The organism is Pyruvatibacter sp. HU-CL02332, assembly GCF_040362765.1.
Lineage (GTDB): Bacteria > Pseudomonadota > Alphaproteobacteria > CGMCC-115125 > CGMCC-115125 > Pyruvatibacter.
This window is the reverse complement of sequence record NZ_BAABWK010000002.1, coordinates 640,972-655,075: the sequence shown is the minus strand read 5'-3', so window position 1 is coordinate 655,075 and position 14,104 is coordinate 640,972. Positions and strand designations below refer to the sequence as shown.

Below are 14,104 nucleotides of genomic sequence, written 5' to 3'. Positions count from 1 at the left end.
TCAGGCGATCTCAGCCAGAAGTGACAACTGGCCACCGGATCTGTCGCCATCGCGATCCGTCAGCTTCGTGGGGTAGTCCCCGGTAAAGCAATGGTCCGTCAGCTGCGGCTCTTCATCATTGCGGGCGTCATACCCAAGTGCCTTGTAGAGCCCGTCCACCGTTAGGAAGGCAAGGCTGTCGACGCCGATGTAAGACCGCATCCCTTCCAGATCAAACCGATGAGCCAGAAGCTTCGATTGATCGGGAGTATCAATGCCGTAAAAGTCGGAATGCGTGATGGGCGGACTTGCGATCCGCAGGTGCACTTCCCGGGCACCCGCATCCCGCATCATCTGAACAATCTTGATGGATGTTGTCCCACGCACGACGCTGTCATCCACAAGGACAATCCGCTTGCCTTCGACGATAGAGCGATTGGGGTTGTGCTTGAGCTTCACGCCCAGCTGGCGAATTTGCTGGGTAGGCTCAATGAATGTCCGGCCCACATAGTGGTTACGGATCAGGCCGAGCTCAAAAGGCAGGCCGCATTCATTAGCGTAACCGATGGCAGACGGAACGCCGGAATCTGGCACCGGAATAACCACATCAGCTTCTTCATGAGATTCAGCGGCCAACTGCGCGCCGAATTTCTTGCGCACCTCATAAACGCTCTTGCCGTCAACAATTGAATCCGGACGCGCAAAATAGATGTGCTCGAAGACGCAAGGCCGGGCAGGTTCTGGCGGAAATGGCTTGTGGCTCTCAATGCCATCTTCCGTGCACACCACAATTTCACCCGGCTCGATCTCGCGCACGAAGTGGGCGCCGATGATGTCCAGCGCGCATGTTTCGGACGCCAGAACAGGCGAGCCGTTCAGATCACCCATCACGAGCGGCCGGATGCCGCGTGGATCGCGTGCGCCAATCATTTTCTTGGGCGTCAGGCACACAAGGCCATAAGCCCCTTCAACCTGCGAGAGGGCATCAACCAGCCGTTCAATGATGCGCGGCTTTGTAGAGCGGGCCACCAGCTGAAGAATTGTTTCTGTGTCTGACGTGGACTGAAAAATAGCGCCTTCGCGCACCAGCCGGTCCCGGAGGGTCAGGGCATTCGTCAGATTGCCATTGTGCCCAATGGCAAACCCGCCACCCCATAGATCAGCAAACAGCGGTTGCACATTCCGCAGAACCGTCTCGCCGGTGGTGGAATATCTGTTATGGCCAATGGCCGCCGAGCCAACCAGACGGTTGATCATCTTTTCTGATGAAAAATGGTCGCCGACCAGGCCCATGCGGCGTTCCGCGTTAAACCGCTGACCGTCATAAGAAACGATGCCCGCAGCTTCCTGCCCACGGTGCTGAAGGGCGTGGAGCCCCAGCGCTGTGAGCGCGGCTGCATCAGGATTACCGAATACGCCGAATACGCCGCATTCCTCTCGCAGCGTGTCGCCTTCCAGCTCCTCGCGCCACGTTTGGTAGTCAACAGGCGCTTCTTTGTCAGAAGAAGCAGGGGGGGTGGCCTCGTTGGGGGTGTGCGAGTTCAAGGTGACCTCTTGCGCATTGGCCAGCGCTTACTGAAAAGCGATCAGGCGGACGGTTATTCCTGTCCGTTCCCGTCAACCGACTCGAACAATTGATCAAGCCGACGGCGTTCCTCAGCGTTATACCCGTCGTCGGGCTCGCTGTCAGCGTCGCCTTTTTGCGGGTCAGGTTTGCTCCCCCATGTGGTCCCGGGTTTATCAGCAGCACGTGGTTTGGCACTTTGAGAGCCAGCGGTCACATCAGCATTGGGTGCGACCAGATTCGTCAAGGTTTCAGCCGTTGCTGAGACCATGGGCAGCAGTCGGGCGTCGTCCAGCCAGGGTGGAAAGTCCTCCCGCGCCACGAGCCAGGCGATGAACATATAGGCGATGGTGGCGAGCAAAAAACCCCTCGCCAGTCCAAACAGGAACCCACCGGTGCGGTCCAGTGCCCCCACCTGACCGTCCGGCACCCGTTCGCCCAGATGGAAGCTGATGTAGGACACAACGACCAACACAATCGCGAAGACGAGAAATGCGGCGATTCCGTCCGCCAGCCATGTTGGATCGATGTATTCGCGGACTCTGGGGGCAAGGTAAGGGAGTGTCAGAATGGCCGCCGCAGCGGCAGTAACCCAGGCTAGAATGGACAGCATTTCGCGCACAAAGCCGCGGATCATGGCCAGAAGGCCAGATATCAGCGTGATCGCAATGACAATGGCGTCAAACCCTGTCACATCATTCCCCCGTCAGATGTCCCGTCTCAGGCGATTATCTAGCATCAAGCATCACCACCGGGCACATCTGAATGACAAACGGCGTTAACAAGGCCACCGATTGTCCCGATTTCCTGCACCTTTAGTCCACCGGACAGGGCTTTGAGCCCGGCAGGTCCGATTGCCGACTTGAAGCCGAGTTTGGCGGCCTCCTTGGCGCGGTTTTCAGCCTGCGCCACGGAGCGAATGTCGCCAGACAGGCTGATCTCGCCAAAAACCACCGTCTGCGGATCAATCGCACTGTCGTCCAGTGAGGAGAGCAGGGCCGCAGCCACCGCCAGATCAGCGGCGGGCTCATTGACCCGAAGGCCACCGGCGACATTGAGATAGACGTCAAAGCCGCCAAAACTGGTCCCACATCGTGCTTCAAGCACGGCGAGCACCATGGACAGGCGACCGCCGTCCCAGCCCACCACAGCGCGCCTGGGCGTGCCCAGAGTAGACCTGACAACCAGTGCCTGAATTTCGACAAGGACCGGACGCGTACCTTCAATGCCGGCAAAGACAACCGAACCCGACGCACTTTCAGACCGATCATTGAGGAACAGCGCTGACGGGTTCGCCACTTCGGAGAGCCCGGTATCGCGCATTTCAAACACGCCTATTTCGTCGGTTGGGCCAAACCGGTTCTTGACCGCGCGGAGGATCCGAAACTGATGCCCGCGCTCGCCTTCAAAATAGAGCACCGTGTCCACCATGTGCTCCACCACGCGCGGTCCGGCAATCTGTCCTTCCTTGGTGACGTGACCCACAAGAATGATCGCCATGCCTTTGGCCTTTGCCACCTGCACCAGTGCCTGCGCACACGCGCGCACCTGAGACACAGTTCCCGGCGCAGAATCCAGCGCGTCAGACCACATGGTCTGGATCGAGTCGATCACAACCGCATCCGCGGCCGGTGCTTGCTCAAGAGTCGCAACGATGTCAGCAAGGCTTGTGGCTGCCGCCAGTTCAACCGGTGCCTTTTCAAGCCCCAGCCGCTTTGCCCGCATGCGCACCTGCGCGATGGCTTCCTCGCCTGAAATGTACAGCGCGCGCTTGCCTGCCCGCGCAACGGCAGCCATGGCTTGCAGGAGAATGGTTGACTTGCCGATGCCTGGGTCGCCGCCCACGAGCAACGCAGACCCGGGAACCAGCCCGCCGCCACACACACGGTCAAACTCAGCAATGCCTGTGATATGCCGCGGTGCTTCAGCCGTTTCGCCTTCCAGCGGAACAAGGTCAATGAGCTTGCGCGAACCGCGCGTCAGCTTGGCCGTTGCGGGTGATGATGCGGGGCCTGTGCCTGCGGTCTCTTCAACAAGTGTGTTCCACTCGTTGCAGCTATCGCATTTGCCAGCCCATTTCGAGGTGACAGCGCCACAGTTCTGACAGACAAATCGAGTGGCAATCTTGGCCATCTTTGCGCTTCGGGCTTAAGCCTTCAGCACCTCCATCTGGATCGGCCCGTCGGCACGGCCGTTGATGAACTGATCCACATAAGGATTGCCACAGGTGTCGACTTCGGCGGCAGTGCCCGTCCAGATAATCTTGCCCTTGTAGATCATCGACATGTGGTCAGCGATTTTGCGGGCGGAGGCCATGTCATGGGTGATTGAAAGCGCAGTCGCGCCCATGTCCTGCACGGTGTCCACGATCAACTGATTGATCACGTCCGCCATGATCGGATCCAGCCCGGTTGTGGGCTCGTCGAAGAACACGATCTCAGGATCGTGGGCAATCGCACGGGCAAGACCCACGCGCTTTTGCATGCCGCCTGACAGTTCAGACGGGTTCAAGTCGCCAACCGCTTCGGCAAGACCGACTTTGGCAAGCTTCTCCATTGCGATGTCACGGGCTTTGTTTCGCGGCACACCCTCGCCCTGGATCAATGCAAAGGCGACATTCTCCCAGACCTTCAGGCTGTCAAAGAGGGCCGCGCTTTGAAACAGCATCCCGAATTTTTTCAGCACCTCTTCGCGGTCACGCTCTGAAATCTTGGTGACTTCTTCCCCATCAATCTTGATCGACCCTCTCGTAGGGTGGAGCAGGCCAAGGATGCACTTGAGCATCACCGACTTGCCGGTACCCGATCCCCCAATGACAACCATTGAGTGGCCCTTTTCGACCGTCAGGTCGATGTCATCCAGCACAACTTTGGGGCCAAATTTCTTTTGGACGTTTCGAAGCTGGATTTTTGGCGTGTCGGCCATTGAAGAGATGCCTCTAAGCGGTCAGAAAATCACGACGTGAAGAAGATCGACGTCATCAGGTAGTTGGCTGCCAGGATGAGAATGGACGATGTCACCACAGCATTGGTGGTAGCGCTGCCCACGCCCTGTGCGCCGCCCATGCTGCGATAGCCGGAGTAGCAACCCATCAGGGCAATGATAAATCCGAACACCGCAGACTTGATGAGGCCCGACGTCACATCGCTGACTTCGATGAAATCAACCGTATTTCCAATGTAGACCAGCGGATTGAAACCGAGGCTTTGGGTGCCCACAACGAAGCCGCCAAAAATGCCAATGATGTCTGCAATCAGCACCAGGATCGGCATGGAGATCACTGCCGCGATGATGCGGGGGGCCATCAGATATTTGAAGGGATTGGTTGAAAGCGTCACTAGGGCATCAATCTGCTCGGTCACGCGCATGGTGCCAATCTCAGCGGCGATGGCCGCGGATACGCGCCCGGCGACCATAAGGCCGGCGATCACAGGCCCTAGTTCACGGGTAATGCCGATGGCCACAATATTGGCCACAAAGCCTTCCGCGTTGAAGCGCGAGCCGCCGATGAAAATCTGAAGCGCCAGCACGCCACCTGTGAAGAAAGCGGTCAGGCCGACAACCGGCAGCGAAAAATAGCCGATGCGCAGCATCTGCTGGCCGATAAGGCGCAGATAGAATGGGGGTGTAAAGCACGCCCGCACCGCCTGAAGCGTAAAACGGGAGAGGGCACCTACCTCAGCGAGGAAAGTAAGGACTGCGCGTCCGACCAGGGCAAATACGTTCACCGGTTCCAAGTGCTCCAAAGGAAGTGAATCGGGAGACAAATCACCCGGTAATATAGCGCCGCTCGTAGCGCGATCCCAAGCTGGTTAGCACCTCATATCCAATGGTGCCAGTTGCGTGTGCCAGATCGTCCACACTTACCGTGGACCCAAGCAATTCGACAACGTCTCCGGCCTTCACAGATGCGCTATCCAGGGCTGAAACATCAAGCGCGATCAGGTCCATCGATACCCGGCCCACATAGGGCACCAATGTGCCGTTGATGGCCGCCATGGCTGAGTTTCCCGCCGTCCGGAAAATGCCGTCCGCGTAGCCGGCGGCAATGGTCGCAGTCCGCATCGCCGCCGAGGCCGTGTAAGTGGCACCGTAACCAATTGTATCCCCGGCCTTAACATCCCGAACCTGAATGATTTCCGCCATCGCACGGACCACCGGGTCAAATGGGGCTGACCCAGCCGCAAACGGAGATGCGCCATACAGGCAAATGCCCGGCCGGGTCAGGTCGTAATGGTAGTCCTCGCCCAGAAAAATGCCCGCCGAATTGGCAAGGCTTGCCGGTGCGTCAGGCAGCTTGGCTCTCAGTGCGTCAAAGGATGTCCTTTGTCTGGCATTCATGTTTGACGATGCATCGTCCGCACATGCCAGATGACTCATGACCAGCTTCAGGTCCAAATTGCCCAACACCTCGGGGCTGCTGCCTAAAGTGCTCACCTGATCGGCGTCCAATCCAAGTCGTGACATGCCGGTGTCCAGCATCAGTGCGGCGGGCAGAGGGCGATCCGCAGCATCACAACATCCCTTCCACAGTGAAATCTGCGTCAGGTCATTGAGGACCGGAACAAGATCAGCTTCCACCATCGCTGAGGCAGTGCCGTTCATGATCCCGTTCAGAATGTAGATGTCAGCGTCAGGCAGTGCTTTGCGAACGGCCAGTCCTTCGCTTGCCAGAGCGACAAAGAACGTCCTGCAGCCTGCCCGGTAGAGGGCTTCCACAACCCGAACCACACCAAGACCATATCCGTCCGCCTTTACAACCGCAGACGTGGTCGCGGTGCCACTGGCATCGTTCGTAGCCTGCCAGTTGCGGGCAAGAGCGCCGAGGTCAATCGTCAGGTGACCGGGGATGGGAGGGGTATCAGTCAAGCGAGCGGGCCGTATCCAAAAGGGGAGAGATTACGGACCTTCATAGGACTGGTGGAAATGGTCAAGGTCGCCAAAGCGGGTCAGTTCCGCCTGGAACTGCAGCTCAACCCGGCCTGTGGGACCGTGGCGCTGTTTGCCGACGATGACTTCAGCCTTGCCAAAGACCTGATTGCACTTGTCCTGCCAGGCCAGATGTTCCGGCGAGTCCGCGCTTGGCTCCGCACGAAGCAGATAATACTCCTCGCGATACACAAACATCACCACGTCAGCATCCTGCTCAATCGAGCCTGATTCACGCAGGTCAGAGAGCTGCGGGCGCTTGTCCTCACGCTGCTCAACCTGTCGAGAGAGCTGGGACAGGGCGAGAATGGGAACATTCAGCTCCTTGGCCAGGGCCTTGAGGCCGGTGGTAATGGCCGTCACTTCCTGTACTCGGTTGTCCTGGTTCTTGCCCGACGACGTCACCAGCTGCAGATAATCCACCACAATCAGCTGTAGGCCCTGCTGGCGCTTGAGCCGTCGTGCCCGGGCCGCAAGGGTGGCGATGCCGATGCCGCCGGTATGATCAATAAACAGCGGGATAGACTGAAGCATCTCGGTCGCTTCGCGCAGCTGACCAAACTCATCCGCCGTAATCTCACCACGGCGAATCTTTTCAGAAGAAATGCCCGAATGTTCCGCCAGAAGACGGGTCGCCAGCTGCTCAGCGGACATTTCAAGTGAGAAGAAGGCCACGACGCCGCCGTCACTGACAACTTCCCGCCCATTATCGTCGATCTGCTTCTGATAGGCCTTGGCCGCATTGAAGGCGATATTGGTTGCCAGCGCGGTTTTGCCCATGGAGGGACGTCCGGCGAGGATGATCAGGTCAGAATTCTGCAATCCGCCCAGCTTACCGTCCAGATCGCGCAGGCCTGTGGAAAGCCCAGAAAGCTTGCCTTCTCTCTGGTAAGCCGCTGCCGCCATGTCCAATGCCGTCGTGAGCGACGATTTGAAGGGCATGAAGCCACCTTCATAGCGGCCCTTTTCGGCAAGGTTATAGAGCGAGGACTCGGCATTCTCGATCTGCTGCGATGGCGGCAGGTCAATCGGGCTGTCCTCCGCAGTTACCTGAATATCTTCGCCAAGGCGGATCAACTCGCGCCGAACCGCCAGATCATAGATGGCGCGGCCGTAGTCTTTGGCATGGGGCGTCGCAACCGCGGCAGCAGCCAGCCGGGCGAGGTAGGCAGGGCCGCCCACATCTGCAAGCGCGCTGTCATGGTCGAAATAGGCTTTGAGAGTCACCGGGGTTGCAAGATGACCACCAACAACAAGTTGCGCCACAGCTTCAAAAATGCGGGCGTGCAACGGCTCATAGAAATGGTCCGGCGAAAGGAACTCGGAGACCTTGTCATAGGCTTCGTTGTTAACGAGGACCGCACCCAGGAGCGCCTGCTCGGCCTCAATAGAGTGCGGCATCTCGCGGTACTTGATGCCGTCGAAATCCGGATCGGGTGCATCATCCGGCATTGGGCCGGACGGGGGGAAGGCGGTCGCTGCAGGTTCCATCGGCTAACTTGTAAACCATCGCCAATCGACTTTCAGCCATCTCCCGACAATCCAATGCTTTTTGCACTGAAATGATATCCACAGCCTGTGGATGATGTGCACGACTCACTCCAAGTGATTCTTTTGACTCATGAATCCAGATGCTGCCGATACCTGGCAGTATGCCTCAGGTGACCGGGTGAGGAGCCTGGTCCGTCATCAGCTATTCAACCATTCAACATCAAAGTGGCCTGTGGATAGTCTCCGCGATTCATCGCAACCGATTCATTTGACTCACAAATCATGCCTTGGACCCTCTGACCTAGGTGACCTTTGCCAGTGGTATCTGACACGCCACGAAAAACGCCGCCGCCTGAAGTCAGGCAGCGGCGTTGTTCTTGTCGTCGATGGTGACGGAACAGCCCTTAGGACTGCGTCTCGTCCTCGTCAGAGGAAGCTTCCTCGCCGTCTGCTTCATCGTCGCCTTCAAGAGCTGCAGCCTGTTCTGCATCTTCAAAGACTTCTTCAGCCAGAAGCGCTGCTTCTTCTTCTTCGTCCGTGCGGTCTACGGTGACGTCTTCACCGCGTGCCTGACGCTCGGCTTCGTCCTGTGTCCGGGCAACATTGACTGTAACAGTCGCCGTTACTTCCGGGTGCAGGCGAACGGTCACGTCATGCAGGCCAAGAACCTTGATCGGGCGCTGCAGGACAACCTGCTGACGCTCGACACTGAATCCACCTTCGGTGAGGCCTTCTGCGATGTCGCGTGTGGCAACGGAGCCATAAAGCTGACCGGATTCAGATGCCTGACGGATCACTGTGACGCTTTCGCCGTCCAGCTTCACCTGAACAGCTTCAGCTTCTGTACGAAGCTCAAGGTTACGGGCTTCCAGCTGTGCGCGTTCATTCTCAAAGCGCTGCCGGTTTGCCTTGTTGGCGCGAAGCGCCTTGCCGCGGGGCAGCAGGAAGTTGCGGGCATAGCCGGGCTTGACGTCTACGACATCACCCATCTGGCCAAGTTTCTCGACCCGCTCAAGCAGAATTACGTCCATTGGTTTTAGTCCTCGTTCCAGCAAGCGCGGCCTGTCTGCCCAGTGCAGAAAGATCAAAAGCGCCTGTCCCGCCCAAATGTGCGGTTAGCGGTCGACTTGGATGCCTCAATCGGCATCCGGGGGTGGGCCCGCATAGCGGTCCCGAAGTCCCATCCATGCTTCAACCAAACCCAGTATTCCGACCAGCATCACAGGGGAGCCAACGACAATAAGGATCAGATAGAAGCCTATGAGAATGGCAGTTCTTGCCTGCCAGCGGCGCGAAATAGCATGGATTGTTGCCAATCCCAACAAAAAATACGGGACAAACAGGAGCGCTGCCAGCGACAGCCCTGCAAACCCCAACTCGCCCGGCAGAAAGCCCAGAATGAGCGATACCGGGAAGGCCATCAAAAAGGCTTGGGGGTAAGTGATCTGCGAGAATACCGGCGTGGGGCGCAGGCTGTTGCCGGAGCGGTCCACAATCAACTGCGCAATTGCCATATTCGCCAACGTCATGAGCAGCCACATGCTGCCGGCCATGGCGGGCAGGAACGTTGCCACCATTTCCAGGAATTCACTCGGCGAAACGGCAAGCCCTTGTCCATCCAGCATGCGGCGGAGCTCACCGGTATCCACAATGCCGGTGTTGAGCATCTGCACGACCGCCCCACGCAAACCGCCATCTGTGGCAGCCATCGACAGGATCGAGACCACAAGGAGTGTCGCTGCAATGGCTGTCGTCCACGCAACAAGCATGCCCGGGGGATACCATTCGACGTCAGGTGGAGGGGCTTCTTCGGGAGGCCCATCCCGCGTGCCATCTGCGACCGCTCGATGATGCGCTTCACGTGCTTTCGCAGCGCGTGCGGCGGCAGAGGCGCCGCGTCCGCCAACGGCGCGCGAGAGCAGCGCCAGCCGTACGAGCCAGACTGGCGCAAGCGCAACCACAGCGAAATAGACGACGCCGCTTGAGAGCCCGGCGATTACAGACATGACGACAAGGCCCGTCGCGCCTGCGATCAGGGCCATCACAGTGCCCCAGCCGAGGCCGGCAATGAAAATGGGAAGCGGAGCGATATAGGCCAGAATGATGGCCGGGGTCGCGCCGCCAGACGCAGCCGCGTACAGGATCGCGCTGGCAAGGCCTGCCAGAACGCCGATCAGCCAAGGGGGAAGATTACCCATTCAAGCGGTCAATCACACAGCGTAGGGGGGTAAAACTTGGAGCAGACGCAAGCGGTGGTTGCAGGCCCCAAATGAAAAAGGCCCGCTGTCCTTGAGACAGCGGGCCATTCTTTGCGTTCTTAGTCTACCACGTAGGGCAGGATCGCCATGAAGCGGGCGCGCTTGATGGCACGGGCCAGTTCACGCTGCTTTTTGGCGGACACAGCCGTAATACGGCTTGGGACGATCTTGCCGCGCTCGGAAACGTAGCGCTGCAGAAGACGTGTGTCCTTGTAGTCGATCTTCGGTGCGTTGGCGCCGGAGAACGGGCAGGTCTTGCGACGGCGGAAGAAAGGCCGACGTGATGCGTCTGTCTGGATAATCTTCATGCGTCTGCTCCTTCACTAGCAGGTGCGTCTGCCGCCGGTGCAGCCACTTCAGCAGCTGGTGCCGGACGACGTTCGCCCCGATCTCCGCCTCTGTCACCACCACGGTCGCCGCCGCGATCGCCACCACGGCCACCACGGTCGCCGCCACGACCGCCACGGCGATCATCGCGTCCGCGTGACTGCATCATGGCCGATGGCCCTTCTTCATGCTCATCCACGCGAAGCGTGATGAAACGCAAAATGTCGTCATGCAGACGCATCTGGCGTTCCATTTCAGCAACCGCTGCATGCGGCGCGTCGATGTTCAGCAGGGTATAGTGACCCTTGCGGTTTTTCCGGATTTTGTAAGCGAGGGTTTTGATGCCCCAGTACTCGTTCTTTGCGACAGAGCCGCCATTGCTTTCCAGCACGGTCTTGAACTCTTCGGTCAGAGTCTCGACCTGCTGCGCCGACACATCCTGTCGGGCAATAAATACGTGTTCGTAAAGCGCCATATCAAATGGGCTCCCTTGACAATCCGCTGGTCCGGGCGCGAAGCCCCATTCTTCGTCTTGGAGAGGGAGATCTCCGTGAGGACGAACCGGGCGGGAACACTGGAAACCGTTGTGCGAAACACGCAAGCGCTAAAGCGCCGTCCCTTCAGCTCCCGGCTCCGGACCTTGAGCGATGCGGGGAGATACGCGAAATACCTCCCCGATGCAAGCCTTTGCGCCCGGATTGGCATCATCGGTTGTCCGGTCGGGCCCTGACGGATGCCAAGCCTTTTCTCGTGATCACATACGGATTGCCGTTTGTTGACGCAATAAGCCGTCTTTTTCGCAGTTTTCCGAAGATTTCCAGGCTGCAGATGGAAAGCAGCCAGCCGTCCCTGGTCACACATTCAACGTGAACCACGCGCTGGCGCCGGCCTGAAGGTGAAATTTTGCGGAAATGGCGGATGAATCCGCCCTGCGCGAGGGCGTGAAGCACCCGCTGTTCGTCTTTGGAGATGTTCATTGTGATGAAGCCGTCAAAAGAAGATACGGCACCGGCGGATTGGCATGCGGACGCAAATCGCCATCAGCACGCAATAGGCGTACCGGTGCGGGTTTCCTTGAACGGGGTCGGCAAGTGCTCAGGCCCCGTTAGGCAGGCACATTCTCACTGAACATAAAATCTCCAAAATCACTGTGCTTTAAGTCGCAATCTGTGGCCTTGAATGCAAGAGGCAATGCCGCTGGATAACTTGACTCAGACCATGTGCCCGGTGTCTCTCCGAGTTAACGCCCGCAAGCGGCGACTCGACAATCGGCAACGCAAAGGAAACCCCGTGAGCGATACTTTGATCCGCGCATTCACATTTCCAGGCCAGGGTGCCCAGACCATAGGGATGGGCAAGGACCTGGCGGACACATTTCCCCAAGCCAAGGCCGTCTTTGATGAGGTCGATGACGCACTCGGCGAAAAGCTGACGTCCATCATGTGGGAAGGGCCTGAGGAAGATCTGACCCTCACCATGAACACTCAGCCGGCTTTGATGGCTGTATCGCTGGCTGTGTTCCGCGTGCTGCAGGCTGAAGCAGGTCTTGACCTGACACAGCATGCAAAATTCGTCGCCGGACACTCCCTTGGTGAATACTCAGCCATGTGTGCAGCAGGTTCGTTAGACATCACGACAACAGCCAAGCTCCTGCGATTGCGTGGCGAGGCCATGCAGCGTGCAGTCCCTGCAGGTAAAGGAGCCATGGCAGCCACGCTTGGGCTTGCGAATGACAAGGTTGCTGAAGCGGCCGAAGCAGCGGCAAAGGAAACCGGCGAGCCGGTCGGCGTGGCAAATGACAACGCCAATGGTCAGGTTGTGATTTCCGGCTCCAAGGCCGGTGTTGACCGTGCCTGTGAGCTTGCAAAAGAAGCCGGTGCCAAACGCGCTATGCCATTGGCAGTGTCAGCTCCGTTCCACTCCGCATTGATGCAGCCTGCAGCTGATGAAATGGCAGAAGCACTCAAAGATGTTGCCATTGCCGCGCCCGCAGTTCCTGTTGTCGCGAACGTCCGCGCAGAAGCAGTAAGCGATCCGGAATTAATCCGTACACTGTTGGTGGAGCAGGTAACGGGCAAAGTGCGGTGGCTCGAGAGCGTCGTTTACATGCGCGATCAGGGCGTCGAAGAGCTTGTTGAATGTGGATCAGGAAAAGTCCTGACCGGCCTCACCAAGTGGATCGACAAGTCGATCAAGGGCCAGACAATCAACTCCGCTGATGCTGTACGTGCTTTGGTTGAAGCCGGGCTTTAGACCCCTCTTAGCGAGTGATGTGCGATGCCGACCTTTTCCGGGTCATGCCACTGCGGTGCCATAACGTTTGCGATTGATACAGATGAGGCGGAGAGTGACCTCTATCGCTGCAATTGTAGTTTGTGCATCAAAAAAGCAATCATCATGAAGCCGGTCCGCCGGGAAGACTTTCAACTTACGGGCGGCGAGGCGGCGCTATCGACCTACAAGTGGAACAAACAGATCGCAGAGCACTTTTTCTGCTCCCTATGCGGCGTCTACACACACCACAAACGGCGATCAGACCCGACCCAGATAAGCGTGAATTTTGGTTGCCTCGACAATGCTATCATTCCACCGGAACACGAGATTGGCCTCGTCGACGGTGCAGAGCTTGAATAGAAACGGAGATGTTGGATGTTTGACCTCACTGGCAAAACGGCCCTGGTAACCGGCGCGACCGGCGGTATCGGCGGCGCAATTGCAAAGTCGCTCCATGCACAAGGGGCAATAGTCGGCATATCCGGTACGCGCGAGAATGTACTCAATGAAGTCGCAGCAGAACTTGGCGACCGTGTCCATGTGCTGCCGTGCAATCTGGGCGATGCGGACGCTGTGGATGCTCTTCCAAAGCAGGCGGAAGGCGCGCTGGGCCAGGTCGATATCCTCGTGAATAATGCTGGCATCACCCGAGACAACATCTTTATGCGGATGAAAGACGAAGAGTGGGATCAGGTCCTGGCCGTGAACCTGACGGCCAGCTTCCGCCTCTCGCGTGGCTTGATGCGCGGAATGATGAAACGCCGGTGGGGCCGTATTGTCGGCATTACGTCTGTGGTGGGCGTCACCGGGAACCCAGGGCAGGCGAACTATGCCGCCGCAAAGGCCGGCATGATCGGAATGACCAAATCTATCGCTCAGGAAGTTGCAAGTCGGGGAATCACCGCCAATTGTGTGGCTCCGGGATTCATCCAGACGGCGATGACCGATGTGCTGGATGATGGCCAGAAAGAAGCCATTTCCACCCGCATTCCCGCCGGTCGCCTTGGTACATCTGACGAAATTGCGGCGGCCACTTTGTATCTGGCCAGTGAAGAAGCAGCCTACGTCACAGGACAGACCATCCATGTGAATGGCGGCATGGCCATGATTTAGCCTAACTGTCAGCTAGGGTGCCCCGGATGAATCCAAGGCTAGAGGCCCGGAATCACTTGGTTTTTAAGGCCTATTGCCCTCACGCTGACAATCTGGTCAAAGGAATATGATTGTGTTACCAAGCGACCGCTTTTCGGGACAGAAGCGGGCGCTGTACAAAGGTAGCGCT

Annotated in this window: 15 protein-coding genes; 3 read left to right on the top strand and 12 right to left on the bottom strand. The window is 58.1% G+C overall.

The window, feature by feature from the left end; translation table 11 throughout:
• The 12 genes from purF to ABXH05_RS13745 all read right to left on the bottom strand — a co-directional run bounded on the left by purF (position 1) and on the right by ABXH05_RS13745 (position 11,525).
• Positions 1-1,524, bottom strand: coding sequence for an amidophosphoribosyltransferase (gene purF / locus ABXH05_RS13800; protein WP_461495364.1), 1,524 nt, complete (start codon positions 1,522-1,524; stop codon positions 1-3).
• Between the two features lie 53 nt (positions 1,525-1,577).
• Positions 1,578-2,237 (bottom strand): CvpA family protein, encoded by a 660-nt coding sequence (locus tag ABXH05_RS13795; protein ID WP_353561512.1) that lies wholly within the window; start codon positions 2,235-2,237, stop codon positions 1,578-1,580.
• Positions 2,238-2,281: 44 nt separating this feature from the next.
• A complete protein-coding gene (gene radA / locus ABXH05_RS13790) occupies positions 2,282-3,676 on the bottom strand; it encodes a DNA repair protein RadA (RefSeq protein ID WP_353561510.1) in 1,395 nt (464 codons plus the stop codon).
• A 15-nt stretch (positions 3,677-3,691) separates the two neighbouring features.
• Positions 3,692-4,468, bottom strand: a complete 777-nt coding sequence (locus ABXH05_RS13785) for an ABC transporter ATP-binding protein (RefSeq protein WP_353561508.1) — start codon at positions 4,466-4,468, stop codon at positions 3,692-3,694.
• 29 nt (positions 4,469-4,497) lie between these two features.
• Positions 4,498-5,271: an MlaE family ABC transporter permease gene (locus ABXH05_RS13780; protein ID WP_353561506.1), complete on the bottom strand. Its 774-nt coding sequence runs from the start codon at positions 5,269-5,271 to the stop codon at positions 4,498-4,500.
• Positions 5,272-5,311: 40 nt separating this feature from the next.
• Positions 5,312-6,412, bottom strand: a complete 1,101-nt coding sequence (alr, locus tag ABXH05_RS13775) for an alanine racemase (protein WP_353561504.1) — start codon at positions 6,410-6,412, stop codon at positions 5,312-5,314.
• 30 nt (positions 6,413-6,442) lie between these two features.
• The gene (locus ABXH05_RS13770) at positions 6,443-7,963 is read right to left on the bottom strand and encodes a replicative DNA helicase (RefSeq protein WP_461495360.1); all 1,521 of its coding nucleotides are present in this window, start codon (positions 7,961-7,963) and stop codon (positions 6,443-6,445) included.
• A gap of 404 nt (positions 7,964-8,367) precedes the next feature.
• Entirely contained in the window at positions 8,368-8,994 is a 627-nt protein-coding gene (gene rplI, locus ABXH05_RS13765) for a 50S ribosomal protein L9 (RefSeq protein WP_353561502.1), read from the bottom strand.
• Between the two features lie 105 nt (positions 8,995-9,099).
• The gene (locus tag ABXH05_RS13760) at positions 9,100-10,161 is read right to left on the bottom strand and encodes a DUF2232 domain-containing protein (RefSeq protein WP_353561500.1); all 1,062 of its coding nucleotides are present in this window, start codon (positions 10,159-10,161) and stop codon (positions 9,100-9,102) included.
• Positions 10,162-10,280: 119 nt separating this feature from the next.
• On the bottom strand, positions 10,281-10,529 hold the full coding sequence (gene rpsR, locus ABXH05_RS13755) for a 30S ribosomal protein S18 (RefSeq protein WP_043948808.1): 249 nt from the start codon (positions 10,527-10,529) through the stop codon (positions 10,281-10,283).
• The gene (gene rpsF, locus ABXH05_RS13750; protein ID WP_353561498.1) at positions 10,526-11,023 is read right to left on the bottom strand and encodes a 30S ribosomal protein S6; all 498 of its coding nucleotides are present in this window, start codon (positions 11,021-11,023) and stop codon (positions 10,526-10,528) included. Before rpsF ends, rpsR begins: the two co-directional genes overlap by 4 nt.
• A 229-nt stretch (positions 11,024-11,252) precedes the next feature.
• Positions 11,253-11,525: a YjhX family toxin gene (locus ABXH05_RS13745; RefSeq protein WP_353561496.1), complete on the bottom strand. Its 273-nt coding sequence runs from the start codon at positions 11,523-11,525 to the stop codon at positions 11,253-11,255.
• A 325-nt stretch (positions 11,526-11,850) separates the two neighbouring features.
• Here ABXH05_RS13745 and fabD point away from each other — a divergent pair, with 325 nt between their 5' ends.
• From fabD to fabG, 3 genes are read left to right on the top strand one after another with little or no spacing between them, the layout of a single operon-like run.
• On the top strand, positions 11,851-12,801 hold the full coding sequence (gene fabD / locus ABXH05_RS13740; protein ID WP_353562417.1) for an ACP S-malonyltransferase: 951 nt from the start codon (positions 11,851-11,853) through the stop codon (positions 12,799-12,801).
• Between the two features lie 24 nt (positions 12,802-12,825).
• Entirely contained in the window at positions 12,826-13,182 is a 357-nt protein-coding gene (locus ABXH05_RS13735) for a GFA family protein (protein ID WP_353561494.1), read from the top strand.
• Positions 13,183-13,197: 15 nt separating this feature from the next.
• Complete coding sequence (gene fabG, locus ABXH05_RS13730; protein WP_353561492.1) at positions 13,198-13,935, top strand: 3-oxoacyl-[acyl-carrier-protein] reductase; 738 nt, start codon at positions 13,198-13,200, stop codon at positions 13,933-13,935.
• The last annotated feature ends 169 nt before the right edge of the window (positions 13,936-14,104 follow it).

Bases quoted from the DNA above. Each gene is read 5' to 3' on its own strand.
- ABXH05_RS13770 (WP_461495360.1), bottom strand. From the start codon at position 7,963: ATGGAACCTGCAGCGACCGCCTTCCCCCCGTCCGGCCCAATGCCGGAT.
- radA (WP_353561510.1), bottom strand. From the start codon at position 3,676: ATGGCCAAGATTGCCACTCGATTTGTCTGTCAGAACTGTGGCGCTGTC.
- fabG (WP_353561492.1), top strand. From the start codon at position 13,198: ATGTTTGACCTCACTGGCAAAACGGCCCTGGTAACCGGCGCGACCGGC.
- ABXH05_RS13735 (WP_353561494.1), top strand. From the start codon at position 12,826: ATGCCGACCTTTTCCGGGTCATGCCACTGCGGTGCCATAACGTTTGCG.
- ABXH05_RS13760 (WP_353561500.1), bottom strand. From the start codon at position 10,161: ATGGGTAATCTTCCCCCTTGGCTGATCGGCGTTCTGGCAGGCCTTGCC.
- rpsF (WP_353561498.1), bottom strand. From the start codon at position 11,023: ATGGCGCTTTACGAACACGTATTTATTGCCCGACAGGATGTGTCGGCG.
- rpsR (WP_043948808.1), bottom strand. From the start codon at position 10,529: ATGAAGATTATCCAGACAGACGCATCACGTCGGCCTTTCTTCCGCCGT.
- ABXH05_RS13785 (WP_353561508.1), bottom strand. From the start codon at position 4,468: ATGGCCGACACGCCAAAAATCCAGCTTCGAAACGTCCAAAAGAAATTT.
- ABXH05_RS13745 (WP_353561496.1), bottom strand. From the start codon at position 11,525: ATGAACATCTCCAAAGACGAACAGCGGGTGCTTCACGCCCTCGCGCAG.
- rplI (WP_353561502.1), bottom strand. From the start codon at position 8,994: ATGGACGTAATTCTGCTTGAGCGGGTCGAGAAACTTGGCCAGATGGGT.